The 15189-nt window shown below is 41.5% G+C and carries 14 protein-coding genes; 8 read left to right on the top strand and 6 right to left on the bottom strand.

The window, feature by feature from the left end; all coding sequences use genetic code 11:
• Nucleotides 1-21: 21 nt before the first annotated feature.
• Nucleotides 22-363: a histidine triad nucleotide-binding protein gene (locus tag OQE68_RS17675; protein WP_180570351.1), complete on the bottom strand. Its 342-nt coding sequence runs from the start codon at nucleotides 361-363 to the stop codon at nucleotides 22-24.
• 161 nt (nucleotides 364-524) lie between these two features.
• Here OQE68_RS17675 and OQE68_RS17680 point away from each other — a divergent pair, with 161 nt between their 5' ends.
• On the top strand, nucleotides 525-2009 hold the full coding sequence (locus tag OQE68_RS17680) for an AAA family ATPase (protein ID WP_180570350.1): 1485 nt from the start codon (nucleotides 525-527) through the stop codon (nucleotides 2007-2009).
• Nucleotides 2010-2028: 19 nt separating this feature from the next.
• Here the strand turns inward: OQE68_RS17680 and OQE68_RS17685 are convergent, their stop codons facing one another.
• Entirely contained in the window at nucleotides 2029-2736 is a 708-nt protein-coding gene (locus OQE68_RS17685; RefSeq protein ID WP_180570349.1) for a hypothetical protein, read from the bottom strand.
• A gap of 228 nt (nucleotides 2737-2964) precedes the next feature.
• Here OQE68_RS17685 and OQE68_RS17690 point away from each other — a divergent pair, with 228 nt between their 5' ends.
• Complete coding sequence (locus OQE68_RS17690; protein ID WP_180570348.1) at nucleotides 2965-3342, top strand: hypothetical protein; 378 nt, start codon at nucleotides 2965-2967, stop codon at nucleotides 3340-3342.
• A gap of 409 nt (nucleotides 3343-3751) precedes the next feature.
• The gene (locus OQE68_RS17695; protein WP_180570347.1) at nucleotides 3752-4993 is read left to right on the top strand and encodes a tetratricopeptide repeat protein; all 1242 of its coding nucleotides are present in this window, start codon (nucleotides 3752-3754) and stop codon (nucleotides 4991-4993) included.
• Nucleotides 4994-5054: 61 nt separating this feature from the next.
• On the opposite strand, the gene hemJ is transcribed toward OQE68_RS17695, so the two are convergent.
• Nucleotides 5055-5483, bottom strand: coding sequence for a protoporphyrinogen oxidase HemJ (hemJ, locus tag OQE68_RS17700; RefSeq protein WP_180570346.1), 429 nt, complete (start codon nucleotides 5481-5483; stop codon nucleotides 5055-5057).
• A gap of 21 nt (nucleotides 5484-5504) precedes the next feature.
• Complete coding sequence (locus tag OQE68_RS17705; protein ID WP_180570345.1) at nucleotides 5505-7274, bottom strand: chloride channel protein; 1770 nt, start codon at nucleotides 7272-7274, stop codon at nucleotides 5505-5507.
• 176 nt (nucleotides 7275-7450) lie between these two features.
• Between OQE68_RS17705 and argC the strand changes: the two genes are divergently transcribed.
• From argC to erpA, 4 genes are all read left to right on the top strand, one after another.
• Nucleotides 7451-8485 carry an N-acetyl-gamma-glutamyl-phosphate reductase gene (gene argC, locus OQE68_RS17710; protein ID WP_180570344.1) on the top strand — a complete coding sequence of 345 codons (1035 nt, stop codon included), beginning with the start codon at nucleotides 7451-7453 and terminating at the stop codon, nucleotides 8483-8485.
• Between the two features lie 16 nt (nucleotides 8486-8501).
• Nucleotides 8502-9281 carry a DUF6776 family protein gene (locus OQE68_RS17715; RefSeq protein WP_180570343.1) on the top strand — a complete coding sequence of 260 codons (780 nt, stop codon included), beginning with the start codon at nucleotides 8502-8504 and terminating at the stop codon, nucleotides 9279-9281.
• Entirely contained in the window at nucleotides 9265-9747 is a 483-nt protein-coding gene (locus OQE68_RS17720; RefSeq protein WP_180570342.1) for a bactofilin family protein, read from the top strand. The genes OQE68_RS17715 and OQE68_RS17720 overlap by 17 nt, the downstream gene beginning before the upstream one ends.
• 148 nt (nucleotides 9748-9895) lie before the next feature.
• Nucleotides 9896-10249 (top strand): iron-sulfur cluster insertion protein ErpA, encoded by a 354-nt coding sequence (gene erpA / locus OQE68_RS17725; protein WP_180570387.1) that lies wholly within the window; start codon nucleotides 9896-9898, stop codon nucleotides 10247-10249.
• A gap of 71 nt (nucleotides 10250-10320) precedes the next feature.
• On the opposite strand, the gene OQE68_RS17730 is transcribed toward erpA, so the two are convergent.
• Entirely contained in the window at nucleotides 10321-11442 is a 1122-nt protein-coding gene (locus tag OQE68_RS17730) for an anhydro-N-acetylmuramic acid kinase (protein WP_180570341.1), read from the bottom strand.
• Nucleotides 11439-13064 carry a peptidoglycan DD-metalloendopeptidase family protein gene (locus OQE68_RS17735; RefSeq protein WP_219340152.1) on the bottom strand — a complete coding sequence of 542 codons (1626 nt, stop codon included), beginning with the start codon at nucleotides 13062-13064 and terminating at the stop codon, nucleotides 11439-11441. Before OQE68_RS17735 ends, OQE68_RS17730 begins: the two co-directional genes overlap by 4 nt.
• 287 nt (nucleotides 13065-13351) lie before the next feature.
• Between OQE68_RS17735 and tyrS the strand changes: the two genes are divergently transcribed.
• Entirely contained in the window at nucleotides 13352-14653 is a 1302-nt protein-coding gene (gene tyrS, locus OQE68_RS17740) for a tyrosine--tRNA ligase (protein ID WP_180570340.1), read from the top strand.
• Nucleotides 14654-15189 lie beyond the last annotated feature (536 nt).

Below are 15189 nucleotides of genomic sequence, written 5' to 3' on the forward strand. Positions count from 1 at the left end.
CTGCATTCCTATTGTGAGTGTTTAACCGGGAGGCCAGCGCAGGGCTCGACCGCCTAATACATGCAAATGGATATGAAATACTGTCTGACCTGCCTGCTTATTACAGTTAAATACGGTTCGGTAGCCTTCTTCAGCAAGCCCCATTTCTTTACACAGTTTACTAGCAAGCAGCTGCATATGGCCAAGTAATGCTTGGTGCTCTGTACCTGCATCATTCAGAGTAGCAATATGTTGTTTAGGTATAATTAAAAAGTGAGTTGGAGCGCCAGGGTTAATATCGTGAAATGCATATACCTGATCATCTTCATATACTTTATTAGAGGGGATTTCCCCTACTGCAATTTTGCAGAATAAACAATCCACAGTGATGGGTCCTTGCTATTGTCAAATGTGGTTACTGTCGAGTGTAGCTACAACTGGCTGCCTTAAGTAACTATAAACGAGTGGCAGCAGTTTACGACAGTCATTTGGAAACGCAACTGTTGTGTATTATTGATGTTCCTAGCGTTACTTAGGAGGGGCACTTGAAAACAGATATTCATGACCTTTGTTTGGTACTTGATTCAGGAGTAGCTCTGGTAGTGGTTGAAACCTATGAAGAGCCTCGAGTGTTGCAGCTGATGACACGGCTTGCTATTAAACGGCAGTTAGCTCTTTTTTCTTGGGCAATTACCACGGGTGTACAACGACTTGGCTTTGGGATTGACCTTGATCAAGACCAAGGGTTTGAGAAACCAGAGGCTGCGTTACAGTTGATTAAGCAGTCTCCTGATCCAGGACTGTATGTGTTATGTGACTTTCATCCTTACTTGGATGATGAGCCAAAAAATATTCGACTGCTTAAGGAGATAGCGCTCCAGTATGATCAGCTTAAGCATACTGTTGTGTTTTTAAGCCATCGATTTGAGCTGCCTCCTGAGCTGAAACGCTATGGGGCGCATTTTGAGTTGTCGTTGCCTTCAGATGACCAGTTGCTAAATATTGTGCGTGAAGAAGCTGCTAATTGGTCAAATCAACATCGTGGACGAAAAGTAAAAACCGATAATAGAACCTTGAAAAAGCTGGTGGCTAATTTACGTGGCCTGTCAGCAGGTGAAGCTCGGCAGTTAGCTCGTGGTGTTATTTTTGATGATGGTGCCATTACCATCGATGACTTACCTGAAATTAACAAAGCCAAGTTTACCTTGATGGACATGGAGGGCATCTTAAGCTTTGAGTACGACACGGCTAAGTTTTCTGAAGTAGGAGGTTTGGAAAGATTTAAACAATGGCTGAAAGATAGGCAGAGTGCTTTTTTGCAAAATGATCAGTCACTAGATCAACCGAAAGGGGTGATGCTGCTAGGTATTCAAGGTAGCGGTAAAAGTTTGGCAGCAAAAGCTGTTGCTGGGGTATGGGGAGTGCCATTACTTCGGCTGGACTTTGGCGCTTTGTACAATAAGTATTTTGGTGAAACGGAACGTAACTTGCGCGAAGCACTTAAACTAGCTGATTTAATGTCGCCTTGTGTCTTATGGATAGATGAGATTGAAAAAGGTATTGCTACAGGGCTTAATGATCAAGGCACTTCGCGTCGAGTATTGGGCACCTTATTGACTTGGATGGCTGAGCGTACCACCAAAGTGTTTATTGTTGCGACTTCTAACGATATTTCTCAGTTGCCTCCAGAGTTAGTTAGAAAAGGCCGGCTAGATGAAATATTTTTTGTAGACTTGCCTGGAGTAGAAATCAGGCGCTCTATTTTTGAAATACACCTTTCAAAGCGGGATCAAGATTGCCAAGAGTTTGATGTGCAGAAGCTAGCTGATATTACAGATGGCTTTTCTGGTGCTGAAATAGAGCAGGCTGTAGTAGGTGCTCTGTATTCAGCCGCAGCTGAGCAGCAGCAGTTGCAAATGCATCATTTGGTGGCGGCCATTAAGGGTACTAGTCCATTATCAGTGGTAATGGCAGAAGAGATTCAGTATTTAAGGGATTGGGCCAGTCAGAGAACTGTATTGGCAAACTGAACGTGAGTGAGAGAGGCATTCAAGCTGCTTCTGTTTTATCTGTTTGCTCTGCTTGTATGTCATCAGGGTTTGGGTGGGCTTTGATCCATGCTTCACGCTTTTCGTTAGCAGTCAGGGCTTCAATAAGGTACTGGTAATATAACTGAAACTCTCTGTAATTCGTTAGGTGTTTCATCAGTTTATGTTGTTGGGATGCATTGCATAGTCGTATAAAATAATGCTTTTCCATATTTTTGTTAAAGTAGCTTAATGGCTGAAGTAAGTGAATAAAGCCAAGGCTACCTTCAATGGTGGTGATATATTTTTTTAGCTCAAGTTCAAGTTGCTCTCTTTTTGCTGTAAGTAATGAAAAACTATTGGCGCCTAGCTGACTAGGTAAAAAGCTGTCTACATAAGTTAAGCTTAATAAAAATAAACCAATCCCAAAAAGCCCACCTGTCCACCAAGGGAAAAAGCCCAATAAAGATAATAAAAACAGCACAGTTAAACTGTAACAGCTGATAAACCAGATGACCCGTATGTTCTTAGCTTTCTCCAACACTTGATCAGAGGGGATTTGCTTCATGCTGAGCAAGTCATAATCTAACTGTTTGAGAATATGACAGGCGTCGTTTAGACCATCATCATAAAGCTCAGCAATTACTGCTGACTTGGTTGTAGAGGATTCGTTAAGAGCTGCATCTGGCGCTGTTGCCGCAGACTCTGGTTGGGATGGATTATTGGTCATAAGTGTATTTGCATCGAATCAGGCTTTTATGGCTATTCCCTTCTCAAATGATTATCTATCATTTTTTATAGGGGGCTTGTATAGCTTAAGTGTAAAACAAAAATTGCATTTCATTGACTGGTTAAAGGGGTAGGTATTATTCGGGATAGTTTTCGGGAATGAATATGCGCATTATTAATAATAGATGTCTTTTGTATTGCGTTAACTTATTTTAGAAGGTGAGGGTGAATGGTTAGCTGGTTATGGAAGTATGGGCTGTTATTGGGGTGGTTGATAATTGCTCCTGTTAGCTGGGCAAGTGAAAGTATAGGACGATACCAGGTTTATACAGCAAGTTCAGTTAAAGAAGGTAAACCCATAGCGATCAAGTTGGATACCTTTACAGGAGATAGTTGGTTTTTTAATGGTGACTATTGGCAAAAAATGAAAGAAACTGGCGCCAAAAATAATTACAAGCAGCCAAGCTATTTACTTTCAATTACAGACTCAAAGGGCGGCTTGGTTATTTTCAGATTTAGTACAGTAAATGGATCTAGCTGGTCTTATAGTGATAATGGGTGGGGATATATTCATAATGAGGCGCCTAAACAAGAAGAGCCAAATTAAAGGCTGCCAGGTTTACCTTTCAATCAATGTGAAACTGTCTAATATCAATACAGTTTATTCTCTGATCTTAGTTGGCTGAATGATAGTGTGTGTTAAAATAGCTATATAATTAACCTTCTTTATTATTAATAATTAGAGTAACTAAGTGCATTGGTCATAATAAATAACCCTGTGGCTATTTATTCTTATTTAGCCGTTGTTTTTCTTTACAAAAAACACTTCTAGCGATTAAACCTAAATAGTAAGCTGTTGAGAATAGCGCAGGTCAAATAGTTGGTGTAATAGCTGCATTGCTCTCTTTAATCTGGGAAAAAGTAAGTTGTTTCCAGGCTTGATTCAATGGAGTTATCCGTATTCGTCAGTTAGTTTTTTGAGTGGCAGGGAGCTCCCTTATTAAAGAGGGTTCGCTATGGCAGTCAGTAAATATATAAGTTTTTTACTATTTTTTTTGTTAAGTCCTTTCGCTGTTGGTTATTCTAGCTCCATTTTAGATACATTAGCGAGCTTTTCTCCAGAGATTGAAGCCCCTCCTGATTTTAGTAAGGCAGATTTGTTTGAATCCACAGCCCAGCAGATGCATTTTAATGAAGTAATTAATGGGTTTTATCTATGGCAGGCAGATCGCTATTTTAGCCAAAATAATACTATTCAAGCAAAAAAGGCGATTGATAATGTGTTGGCAGTTTCACCTGACTTAGCTGCGGCTCATGCGGCACTTGGTCGGTACTATTTTTATGTGCATGATTTTCAAATGAGCCTTAAAGAGTTTTTATTAGCGCAGTATTTAGACCCTGGTTACTTTCCCGCTTATGTTGATGCTGCTGATTTGTATATTAAAGTATTTAAGCGTGCTGACTTGGCAATTGACTCGTATAAAAAAGCCCTAGCAATCAAACCTGATCATGGGCAAGTGCATTATGCTTTGGCAGTTGCATACATTAATGATAATCAATTGGATAAGGCGAAGCTACATTTTTTGCAGGCTGCGATTATTGCACCTTGGTACGCTCAGTCATGGTTGGCAATGGGGCATATTGCCATGGCAGAAGGGAATTTAAGCAAAGCCCAGCAGTTTTTAAATAAATTGTTGGATTACCAGCCAGGGTTTGCGCCTGCATATATTTTGCTAGGAGATTTATTTAGAAAGAAACAGCAATATACCAAAGCACTATCTGCTTATCACCAAGCCACAAGTTTGCAAAATAATTTATCCACAGCCTGGATGAAAATAGCAACCTTGCATGAGCAGCTGGGAGCAGATACACAGGCAATAAATGCTTATCAAAAAATTGTAGCTATTCGTCCAACTGAGGCTGAAGCGTATAATAATTTGGCAAAATTAACCTTGAAAAAAAATCAACTGGCGAAAGCGGAAGAATGGGCAAGGCAGGCAATTTTACTAGCACCACATAAGTTGATATTTAGACAGACCTTGGCTTGGATTTATCAGGCTCAGGGTAAGTTTCAAGAAGCGTTGAATTTAATTAAACAGTTTATTGGTCAAGAGGGTGACAATGCTGAAATGCATTATCAGTTGGGTGTTATTTATCAGAAATTAGAGCAAGCAGAAAAAGCTAAGTTTTTCTTGAAAAGAGCTATATCAATTAATCCTAATTATAATGATGCCAGACAAGTGTTGAGGGGGCTTTGATTAGGCGTATTTTATAAAACTACCAATCAAAGCGAGTAGTACTCGCTTTGATTTTTTTAGGTTAAAATGGTTGCATTTCAACAAGCAAAACAATGGCAATTAACAGTAGTACAGGTGCCTCATTAAAAAAACGAAAAAACACATGATTCTTTTGGTTTTTATCATCACGAAACTGTTTAACAAAATAGCCACAAGTGAGGTGATAAACGATCAATAAAATAACAAGTGTTAATTTAACGTGCATCCAACCTACTGACATAAAACCCTGGAAATTGAAACTTAATAGCCATATGCCTAGTAGTACAGTGGCTATCATGGCAGGTGTGGTAATACCACGATAGAGTTTTCGCTCCATAATTTTAAAGCGGTCAATGCTGGCTTGGTCTTCAGCCATTGCGTGATACACGAACAGTCTGGGTAAGTAGAACAACCCTGCAAACCAGCAGACCATAGCAATAATATGAAAGGCTTTAATACCTAGATATAACATGTATTTTATCTCCTGTTAGGGCTATTTTTTTAGGTGGTAATAACGCTCGATATCTTCTTTGGTAAGAATGCCATTAATTGGTGAGATAAGCGGTGCACCAACATTCTGAATATATAATGCCTCAACGCCTGTCTGTTTGAGCTTTTCTCTGGCTTCTTGGAGTGTTGCTTGAATGTAAAGGGGCATAATATCTTTTCGTTGACCAGGTAACGCAAGTAAGTCAAGTAAAGCGTCATTGTCATCAGGATTTTCTGTTTCATCTGACTTGCTTAAGCGTTTGGCTTCTAAGTAACGGGCTAAGTCTGCTGCAAGCAAAATAGCAACAGGCTGTTTTTCATCAATCACAACCCACATTGGCTGGCTTTCTAGTGCCTGACAAGCATCGTCATAATTGCACTGCCTTGGTAAACGAATAAAGCGCCGATCCATCATGCTAGCAACGCCAATACGTCGTAAGGCTTGGCTTAATGGGTCGCTGGTAGGGTCTAGTCCTTGTGCTTTTAATAAAGCAGTAAAGATAGAGGGTTGTTTAAATATTTCACTGCTGGTTAAGTTTGCAACTACGATAACGAGCATCGCAGGCAAGATAATATTAGGGTTTTGGGTGAGCTCTAATACGGCAATTAACGCAGCGAGAGGTGCTTGTAAAACTGCACCCATCATTGCCCCCATGCCTAGCATGGCATAAAACCCTTCACTTGCTGTATTGGTTGGAAACAAGGTAAAGCTGGCAAGCCCGGTTAAAGCACCAAAGGTTGCGCCAATTAATAGCGAGGGGCCTATAATGCCTCCAGGTATACCAGCTCCGCAGGCTGCAGCGGTCACAATTAGTTTGCACGGCAGTAATAGTAGAAGAAGTTGCCAGCTAAGGTTGCCAACTAGAATTTCATTAACGGTGTCATAACCAATTCCCAATACTTCTGGGATGTAAATACTAACAATACCAGTAGTAAATCCAATGGTAAGCATTTTTTGCCACCAACTAAATTTAAGCTGATAGAAAAATCGAACCAGCCAAATAAAAGCTGCTGCAAGGGAACCAATAACAACCGCTTCTAAAATCATTAACGGCAACTCCGTTAGTGAGCCCATTTGCAGCTGAGGAACAATGAAAGCCGGTTCAGCGCCATAGACAAGCTGAGATACTACTGCAGCTGTAACTGAAGCAATAATCACTGGAGTAAAACCAACAATGGTGTACTCCATCATGATGACCTCCATAGCAAAGATCACCCCAGCCATGGGTGTATTAAAACCTGCTGCAATAGCTGCTGCGCTACCACAGCCCACCAGGGTGCGAATACTATTGTTAGGTAGCTTTAGCCACTGACCTAGTAAACTGCTACCTGCTGCCCCTAAGTGAACAGCAGGTCCTTCACGGCCACAAGACTGTCCAGACATTAGAGCAATAACTCCGCCGAAAAACTGACTGAAGAAATTTTTCCAGGGTAGGTGCCCTTGATGAAAATTAAGTCGTTCAATGACATGAGCAACACCTACTTTACGGTGCTGAGTTGCTAAGCGAGAGAACAGTACTATGAGGGCAATGACACCTAGACAAGGAAGGATGCTGCGCCATAACGGTGATATACCCTCAAAATTTTCGTGATCTTGAAAAGGTAGAAAAAGGCTGAGAGGAATTTCTACTGCGGCACGAAACAGCACAATGACAATACCTGTGAATAGTCCTGCAATAAATCCAAGAATAGCCAGCTGAGGAAGGGCATCTACATTTGCTAATTGGTGGCGAAATCGTTGTAATAGTCTTTGAAGTAGCGGCTGTTGATTCATAGTATGAAATAATCGAATTCATCGCAGTGGCTGCCAACATGTTGGCTGTTATTTGAAATCCTAATTGGGTAATTGGGCTCTGCATACGAAACCTGTTGTCAGAAAATACTTTAAAATTCTGCTGTAGGCTATATCATGCCAACCAATCATCCATTTCGTAATATGAGGTTGAAGGGGTGTATAAGATAGGTTTGGTAGGTGGAACCGGCTACACGGGCGCTGAATTAATCCGGCTGTTAGTTAATCATCCACAAGTAAAATTACATGCAATTACTTCTCGCTCGGAACAAGGCATAGCGGTTGCTGATATGTTTCCTAGTTTGCGAGGCTTTGTTGACTTGTGTTTTACCAATCCTGCAATCGATACACTAGCGGAATGTGATTTGGTCTTTTTTGCCACACCTAATGGGGTGGCAATGAAACTCGTACCAGAACTATTAAGAGAAGGTATTAAAGTCGTTGATCTAGCTGCTGACTTCCGGCTACGTGACCCTGCTGCATGGGAGCAATGGTATGGTTGCCCTCATGCCTGTCCTGAAATATTGCAACAAGCTGTTTATGGTTTACCGGAGGTTAATCGAGGACTAATTAAAAAGGCTCAGCTAGTTGCTAACCCTGGCTGTTATCCAACGGCAGTACAACTTGGTTTTTTACCCCTGATTGAACAGGGATTAGCGGACATTAATTATTTAATTGCGGATGCGAAATCTGGAGTCAGTGGTGCAGGACGTGGTGCTAAAGTAGGCTCATTACTTTGTGAGGCAAGCGAAAACATGGCGGCCTACGGTGTTGCAGGGCATCGTCATTTGCCAGAAATAAGCCAAGGGTTGCAACAAATGGCGAAAGGTCAACCAGTTGGTTTAACTTTTGTGCCTCATCTTACCCCAATGATTCGTGGTATTCATGCTACCTTATATACAAGGGTGATGAATAAACAAATTGACCTGCAAGCTCTTTATGAGCAGCGCTTTGTGGATGAGCCTTTTGTTGATGTGCTCCCCCAAGGTGAACACCCTCATACTCGTTCAGTAAAAGGCACTAATACCTGCAGAATGGCGGTACATCGACCACAAAATGGTGAAATTGTGGTAATTTTGTCAGCTATTGATAACTTGGTAAAAGGAGCAGCTGGCCAAGCTATCCAGAATATGAATATTATGCTGGGCATTGAGGAGGCACAAAGCTTGCTCGTGCCAGGGTTAATGCCTTAATGAGTGGAGGGGTTTGATGGCCGCAGTTAAAGGGTCTAAGCAGGAAAAGTTAATTGTAGTGCCATATCATCCTGTGCAACGGGTGTTTCAACGGATTTTGTATTGGTTGCTGTTGTTTGCAGTGGCGGCATCTTGTTATGTACTGGGTGCTTTTGTAGGTACGGGCTCTCAGCAGGAAGTGATAGCAGAGAGGGATAAGCTACGTTTGATGGAGCAAGAGCAGCGTCTAGACCTTTCTCAGTTACGCCAGCAGGTGGCATCGCTTAAGCGAGAAAAGCAAGTTGACCAGGAGCTAGTAAAAGCGCTTAAGGAGCAAGTTCGGGAGTTAGAAAATGACAAACTTGCTCAAGAGCAAGACCTGGCTTTTTACAAAAAAATTATGTCGCCAGAGAGTAATGACAAAGGGCTGCAAATAGAAAGGTTTATCCTGAAACCTACTACGCACCCTCGTCGTTATCAATATAAGATGTTGGTCACCCAAGTGGCAGAAAATAACGCCGTACTTCAGGGCCATGTCAGCGTTACTATTGTTGGGAAAAAATCAGGAAAAACCCAAAAACTGGCGTTAAAAAGCGTTTCAACAGATATTTCTCAGCAAGATATAAAGTTAGGTTTTAAGTATTTTCAGAATATCCCAGGGCCCGATGATCGTTTCGGCGTGATAGATTTACCTGCTGGCTTCCAGCCTGAGTATGTATTAATAACAGGCCGGTCGAAGGTGCCTAAGGTAAAAACGGTAACCAAAAGAGTTAAGTGGATTGAGACGGAGACCCAGTTAAATGTGGGGCAAGGCTAAACCTAAAAAAATCAGTGTTGAAAAGCACGGTCATACCACTCTGATAGCAAACTGTACTTCAGTAGCTGGTGATATTACCTTTTCTGGTATGCTACAAGTGGAGGGCATTATTAAAGGTAATGTTACTTCCACTGAAGGTGAAATTCGCTTGGCTGAAAATGGTATGATTGAAGGTGAAATTAAAGCACCTAATGTGGTTATTAATGGCAAAGTGCATGGCGATGTGTTTGCTAGTGAGCGCCTGGAATTGGCTAGTAAAGCATTGATTGAAGGCAATGTGTTTTACAACCGAGTTGAAATGGTGATGGGCGCTCAAGTTAATGGCAAGTTGGAGCATAAAGCTAACAAAGTGGCTGAGCGACGCAAAGAAAAAGAGAAGCCTGTCGTCGCCAGTAAAAAAGACCAGGCAGTTTCATCGCCAGCACTGAAGCAGCAGGCAAAAGCGGCTTTGGAGTCAGCCGGCTAAAGGGATAAATTCGAAAGTACTACTTGGCTTTTGGTGTTGAGTGTGAATGCAGGGTTGTGTAGTACGTATAGCAATTTTGTAGTTGACCAAATTACTTGGTTACTTGGATAATGGTTACCCAGAAGTGATTTGTCTGACTGGAGTGGAAATGACAGCAGAGACTTTTGATCCTGGTATCCCCCTGACCTTTACGGCCAATGCAGCAGCAAAAGTGAAAAGCCTAATTGAAGAAGAAGGCAATGAGCAGTTGAAGCTGAGAGTGTTTGTTACAGGCGGTGGTTGTTCAGGGTTTCAATATGGCTTTACTTTTGATGAAGATATGGCCGATGATGACACGCAAATAGAGCGTGACGGGGTTAGGCTGGTTGTTGATGCATTAAGCTTCCAGTACTTGGTTGGGGCTGAGGTTGACTATGTTGAAGGTCTGCAAGGCTCTCAGTTTGTAGTTAATAATCCAAACGCTTCAACCACCTGTGGTTGCGGCTCATCTTTCTCGATTTAAATAATAAAACCTGCCTATATGCAGGTTTTATTGCTCCTGTTTTTAGATTCCCGATAGCTTAAGACTGTAACTCAAATGACTGTGCCAGGGTAAATGGCTCCAAGTATTCTTGCTCCAGAGGCATTGGTTACTGATGGTAAATTGCCAGGTAGGTGGGCCAGTGTTTGTTTAGCAAGCCAGGCGAATGCAGCAGCTTCAACCCAGGCGGGATTTAGACCTAGCTTTTCTGTTGTAGTGACTTGGTAGCTATCCAGGTGCTGCTTTATCCGGCAAGTCAGTTGTTCGTTGAAAGCACCTCCACCACAAAGGTATAGCTCACCAGCCTTAAAGCCGTGACTTTTGATCGCTTGGGTTAAGCTGATAGCGGTTAGTTCAACTAAAGTTGTTTGCACATCGACAGGTAAAATATTGGGTATTTTTTGTAAGTGTTGTTCCAGCCAATTTAAATTAAAAAGTTCTCTTCCTGTGCTTTTGGGGGGCGGTTGAAGAAAATACTTATCACTCAGTAATAAATTTAATAATGAGGTGTCTATATTTCCTTTTGCTGCCCAACTACCTGCCTGGTCAAACGCTTGATCTAAGTGCTTTTTAATCCAAAGGTCACATAATGAATTTGCAGGCCCTGTGTCGAACCCTGTTACTGGTAGGGTGTTGTCTTTTGGGAGAATGGTGATGTTGGCAATTCCACCAAGATTCGCTATCACTCGGTTAACCTGGCTACTGCGAAAAACACTTGCATGAAATGCAGGTACCAACGGGGCACCTTCTCCTCCAGCCGCTAAGTCTCGACGGCGAAAGTCAGCAACTGTAGTGATCCCTGTTTTTTCTGCGATGATATTAGGGTCGCCAATCTGCCAGGTAAAACCACGTTCTGGATAGTGGCGAATGGTTTGTCCATGAGAACCAATGGCAACAATTTCTTCGTAACTTATATCGTATTTATTAATCAGCTGTTTGCAGGCTTGGGCAAATAATAAGCCTAGCTCAAGATCAATTTGAGCTAGGCTATTTACACTAATATTACTGTTGTCTGCCAGCAAAGTAATCTGCTGTTTAAGCTGATCACTAATTTCTATATTGTGAGTAGCAATCAGTTTAAACTCTGGTTCAAAGCAAACCAGTGCTGCATCCACAGCATCCATACTGGTGCCAGACATGAGCCCTAAATAGTAGTGAGGTTTGAGTGCTGTCATTTTTTTAAAGCAATTACAGACCCTGTGCCGCCACTTTCTAATTTAGCCAACATTTGCTGGGCAATCAGAATAAATCGAGAGCGCTCTTTTTTGGCAATAGGCAATGCTTTTGGAAATTTTACCGTTAATGGGTTTTTATGAACGCCATTAACCCGGAACTCATAGTGTAAGTGAGGGCCGGTGGCTAATCCAGACTGTCCTACATAACCAATCACTTGACCTTGTTTTACTCGCGCACCATTTCTAATGCCTTTCTTAATTCTACTCATATGGCCGTATAAAGTCTTATAACGCTGACCATGTTGTAGAATAACCGCTCGACCATACCCACCTTTTCTGCCTGCAAAGTAAACTTTACCATCTCCACTGGCTTTTATTGGGGTGCCGGTAGGAGCTGCATAGTCAACGCCCTTGTGTGAGCGAATTTTATTCAGGATTGGGTGGCGTCTACCTGGATTAAAGCGGGAGCTAATTCGGCTGAATGCGACAGGCGTACGAATAAAGGCTTTTCTCATGCTTAATCCATCAGGTGTATAGTAGCTGGCGTGATTATCTGAGTCGGTATAGCGAATAGCCTTGAAAGTTTCTCCTCGATTGGTGAACTCTGCGGCCAGAATATTGCCAACTCCAATTTTTTCGCCGTCTAAATGCTTTTCTTCAATAATGACCTTAAAATGATCACCTTTGCGAATGTCTAAGGCAAAATCGATATCCCATGCAAAAATATTAGCAAGTTGCATCGTTAAGCGGTGGGGTAGACCTGCTCTTTGACTAGCATTGAACAGCGAAGAACTGATCGTACCTGCTAATATCTTTTGCCGAATAGCTGGCTTGCGAATAATTTCCTCAGTTTGATAGCTGTTATCTACTTTGGTAATTATTAAGCTTTCGAGGTTGTTGCGAACATACTTAACCTGTTTGAGATCACCTTCTGGGCTGATAAAAAACTCCAGCTGTTGCCCTGGCATTATATTCGCGAGCCGTTTGGCTTCTTTACTGCTGGAGACGATTTTATAGAGCGTTGAGCTGCTGAAGCCTTGTTTTTTGAAAATAGTTGAAAGTGACTCACCTTTTTTCACTATGTAAGACAGTTTCTTATCTTTAGTTGAGTGAATAAAACTATCTTGGCTGGCTGCTATTGAGCGTTGTGTCGCTTCAAGAGTATTTACAGAGCTGACAGCTAATAAGTGCTTTACAGACTCATCGTTAGGCTCAGTTAAATCTATAGTGGAGGGTAAATCATCTCCTTCTGTAAATGAGGAGTTGGTCGGAGTTTGCTGAATTGAATTATGCTTTACTACTGCTGTTTTTACAGGGGAGTGCTCTGAAGAGACCAGTGGGGCCTGTTCTTTTTCAGGTGATTGCACAACTTTTGTATTAGTTATGCCTTTTTTTGTCGTGTTTGCTTCAGTACTGTTTGCTATAGCGGGGGATGCTTCATTAGTTGTGTTTCCATCAATAGTTAAAGAGTAAGTATGCTTGTTGTTGCCAACCAGGGGCTCATCCTCTGCGGGTGCATTTAGTAGCGAAAGCGCTACCCCTAGTGCAACTGTCGAAGCTATTGCCAAGTGAGGCTTAGGGAAGCGCTGCCACTTGCTACGTGCAGAATCAATCTTATTCATGACTTTTTTACAGTGTTTTATGCAAGGGTGGGGCTAAGTGTTTACTCTATAATCAATTTTTCTTTAAGTGATAGAGTAAGACTGCATTTTTATCAAGAAATTCCTGCAGAGTCCAAAAGACTTTCTCACCAACTCCTTTGATTTTTTTGTTACTATTCTGTTCTTTACTCTATTCAAACAAATTTTGATTTAATTAATAGTGCTCGCTTTCCTAGCTAATGTTGTCACAAAACAAGTGTATTATCAGGGGAGAAGGGGTGCTCAGTGTTTGTAACTAAGGTATTACAATGGCAGATGGTCAAAATGCGCTGATTAACGACTTGGAACGTAGGCAGCTGGTTGCTCAAATGACAGCAGCAGAAGAGCTGGCTGATCATATGAATGAAAAACCAAGAGTTATTTATTGTGGTTTTGATCCGACTGCAGATAGTTTGCATATCGGAAGTTTGGTTCCCTTATTAGCGTTAAAGCGTTTTCAGCAGGCTGGGCATAAACCCTTTGCCCTAGTTGGTGGTGCAACTGGATTGATTGGAGATCCTAGTTTTAAGGCAGCAGAGCGAAAGCTTAATACACCTGACGTTGTTGCTGGCTGGACAGATAAAATTAAGCAGCAAGTAAGTCAGTTTATAGATTTTGATTGTGGCTGGAATTCGGCAGAAGTTGTGAATAATCTGGATTGGACTCAAAATTTAGATGTCCTGACCTTTTTAAGAGATATTGGAAAGCATTTTTCTGTTAATGCAATGATTGCGAAAGAGTCAGTAAAGCAGCGAATAGATCGTGATGGCTCAGGCATATCTTACACTGAATTTACTTACATGATTTTGCAGTCTTATGACTTTGCTGAGTTATACAAGCGGCATAATTGTACGATTCAAATTGGCGGCAGTGATCAGTGGGGAAATATTACTGGGGGTATTGATCTAGCTCGTCGGATGCATCAAGCGCAAACTTATGGTTTGACTTTACCGTTAGTTACTAAAGCTGATGGCACTAAGTTTGGTAAAACTGAAGCGGGTACTATCTGGCTAGACCCAACAAAAACCTCTCAATATGCTTTTTACCAGTTTTGGATTAACACTGCAGATGCAGATGTGTATCGATTCTTAAGATACTTTACCTTTTTATCTGAAGCAGAAATCCAAACAATAGAAGATGAAGATGCTAAGGCTGAAGGGGCTAAGTCTGCCCAACGTATTCTTGCTCAAGAGGTTACTAAGCTAGTTCATGGCGAGGAAGGAGTTGTTGCAGCGAAGCGAATCTCTGATGCGCTTTTTGCTGGCGATATTTCTAACCTATCTGAAAGTGATTTAAGTCAGTTAGCGCTTGATGGTATGCCTGCTACTGTTATTAATGATGATAGCAAACCTTTGACAGAGCTATTGGTCGATACTGGCTTGGCTTTGACGCCAAGGGGACAGGTTACTGTTGGGCAAGCGCGCAAATTTATTAAAGAGAATGCTATTAGTGTAAATGGACTAAAAGTGGCTGATCAGGAAGCAGTAATATCCAAGGCTTCTGGTATGTATGGTAAGTACCATCTACTCAAGAGAGGAAAAAAGGTTTTTCATTTGGTATGTTGGCAGTAACGGATTATACTTAAAATACTGTGCTATAGACTCTTTAATAAGCTCAAAGTTGATGAGCTTTATCAAGTTAAAGAAGCAGTCATCGCCTATCCAGGTGGTGCTTATTTTTCCAGCTAAAACTATCAGTAGATATATAAATGCTTGCTTATATGTGTTGAAGCAGGCATTTAAACCTTATATTTTTGAGCTGAAAAATATTTGAAAGAATAAGCTTGACATAAATCGGGCAATCAGTAGAATGCACCGCCACTGACTGGAGATGAGCAGGAAAGACAGCAGCTGCCGGAGGTTTTCGAACCGAGGTTAACGCTGAAAAAACTTTTCAAAAACATCTTCAGGAAGGGCGAAAAAAATCGCTTGACTTTAAAAGGTTAAACGATAGAATGAGCGCCCTCAGTTAGCGAGCCAAGCGCAGCTAACAAGTTCTTTAACAAATTAATCAGACAATTCATGTGGGCTTTAGCTGTAATGATGAGACAAAAATTGTCATTGCGCTAAAAGTCAATATATTTGAGATTTAGATAACGCGATGAGCC

The sequence above is a fragment of the Spartinivicinus marinus genome, assembly GCF_026309355.1.
Lineage (GTDB): Bacteria > Pseudomonadota > Gammaproteobacteria > Pseudomonadales > Zooshikellaceae > Spartinivicinus > Spartinivicinus marinus.

What these genes read in the sequence shown, in the direction of transcription:
- OQE68_RS17685 (WP_180570349.1), bottom strand. Translation starts at nt 2,736, where the DNA reads ATGACCAATAATCCATCCCAACCAGAGTCTGCGGCAACAGCGCCAGAT.
- OQE68_RS17690 (WP_180570348.1), top strand. Translation starts at nt 2,965, where the DNA reads ATGGTTAGCTGGTTATGGAAGTATGGGCTGTTATTGGGGTGGTTGATA.
- OQE68_RS17695 (WP_180570347.1), top strand. Translation starts at nt 3,752, where the DNA reads ATGGCAGTCAGTAAATATATAAGTTTTTTACTATTTTTTTTGTTAAGT.
- hemJ (WP_180570346.1), bottom strand. Translation starts at nt 5,483, where the DNA reads ATGTTATATCTAGGTATTAAAGCCTTTCATATTATTGCTATGGTCTGC.
- OQE68_RS17705 (WP_180570345.1), bottom strand. Translation starts at nt 7,274, where the DNA reads ATGAATCAACAGCCGCTACTTCAAAGACTATTACAACGATTTCGCCAC.
- OQE68_RS17715 (WP_180570343.1), top strand. Translation starts at nt 8,502, where the DNA reads ATGGCCGCAGTTAAAGGGTCTAAGCAGGAAAAGTTAATTGTAGTGCCA.
- OQE68_RS17720 (WP_180570342.1), top strand. Translation starts at nt 9,265, where the DNA reads ATGTGGGGCAAGGCTAAACCTAAAAAAATCAGTGTTGAAAAGCACGGT.
- erpA (WP_180570387.1), top strand. Translation starts at nt 9,896, where the DNA reads ATGACAGCAGAGACTTTTGATCCTGGTATCCCCCTGACCTTTACGGCC.
- OQE68_RS17730 (WP_180570341.1), bottom strand. Translation starts at nt 11,442, where the DNA reads ATGACAGCACTCAAACCTCACTACTATTTAGGGCTCATGTCTGGCACC.
- OQE68_RS17735 (WP_219340152.1), bottom strand. Translation starts at nt 13,064, where the DNA reads ATGAATAAGATTGATTCTGCACGTAGCAAGTGGCAGCGCTTCCCTAAG.
- tyrS (WP_180570340.1), top strand. Translation starts at nt 13,352, where the DNA reads ATGGCAGATGGTCAAAATGCGCTGATTAACGACTTGGAACGTAGGCAG.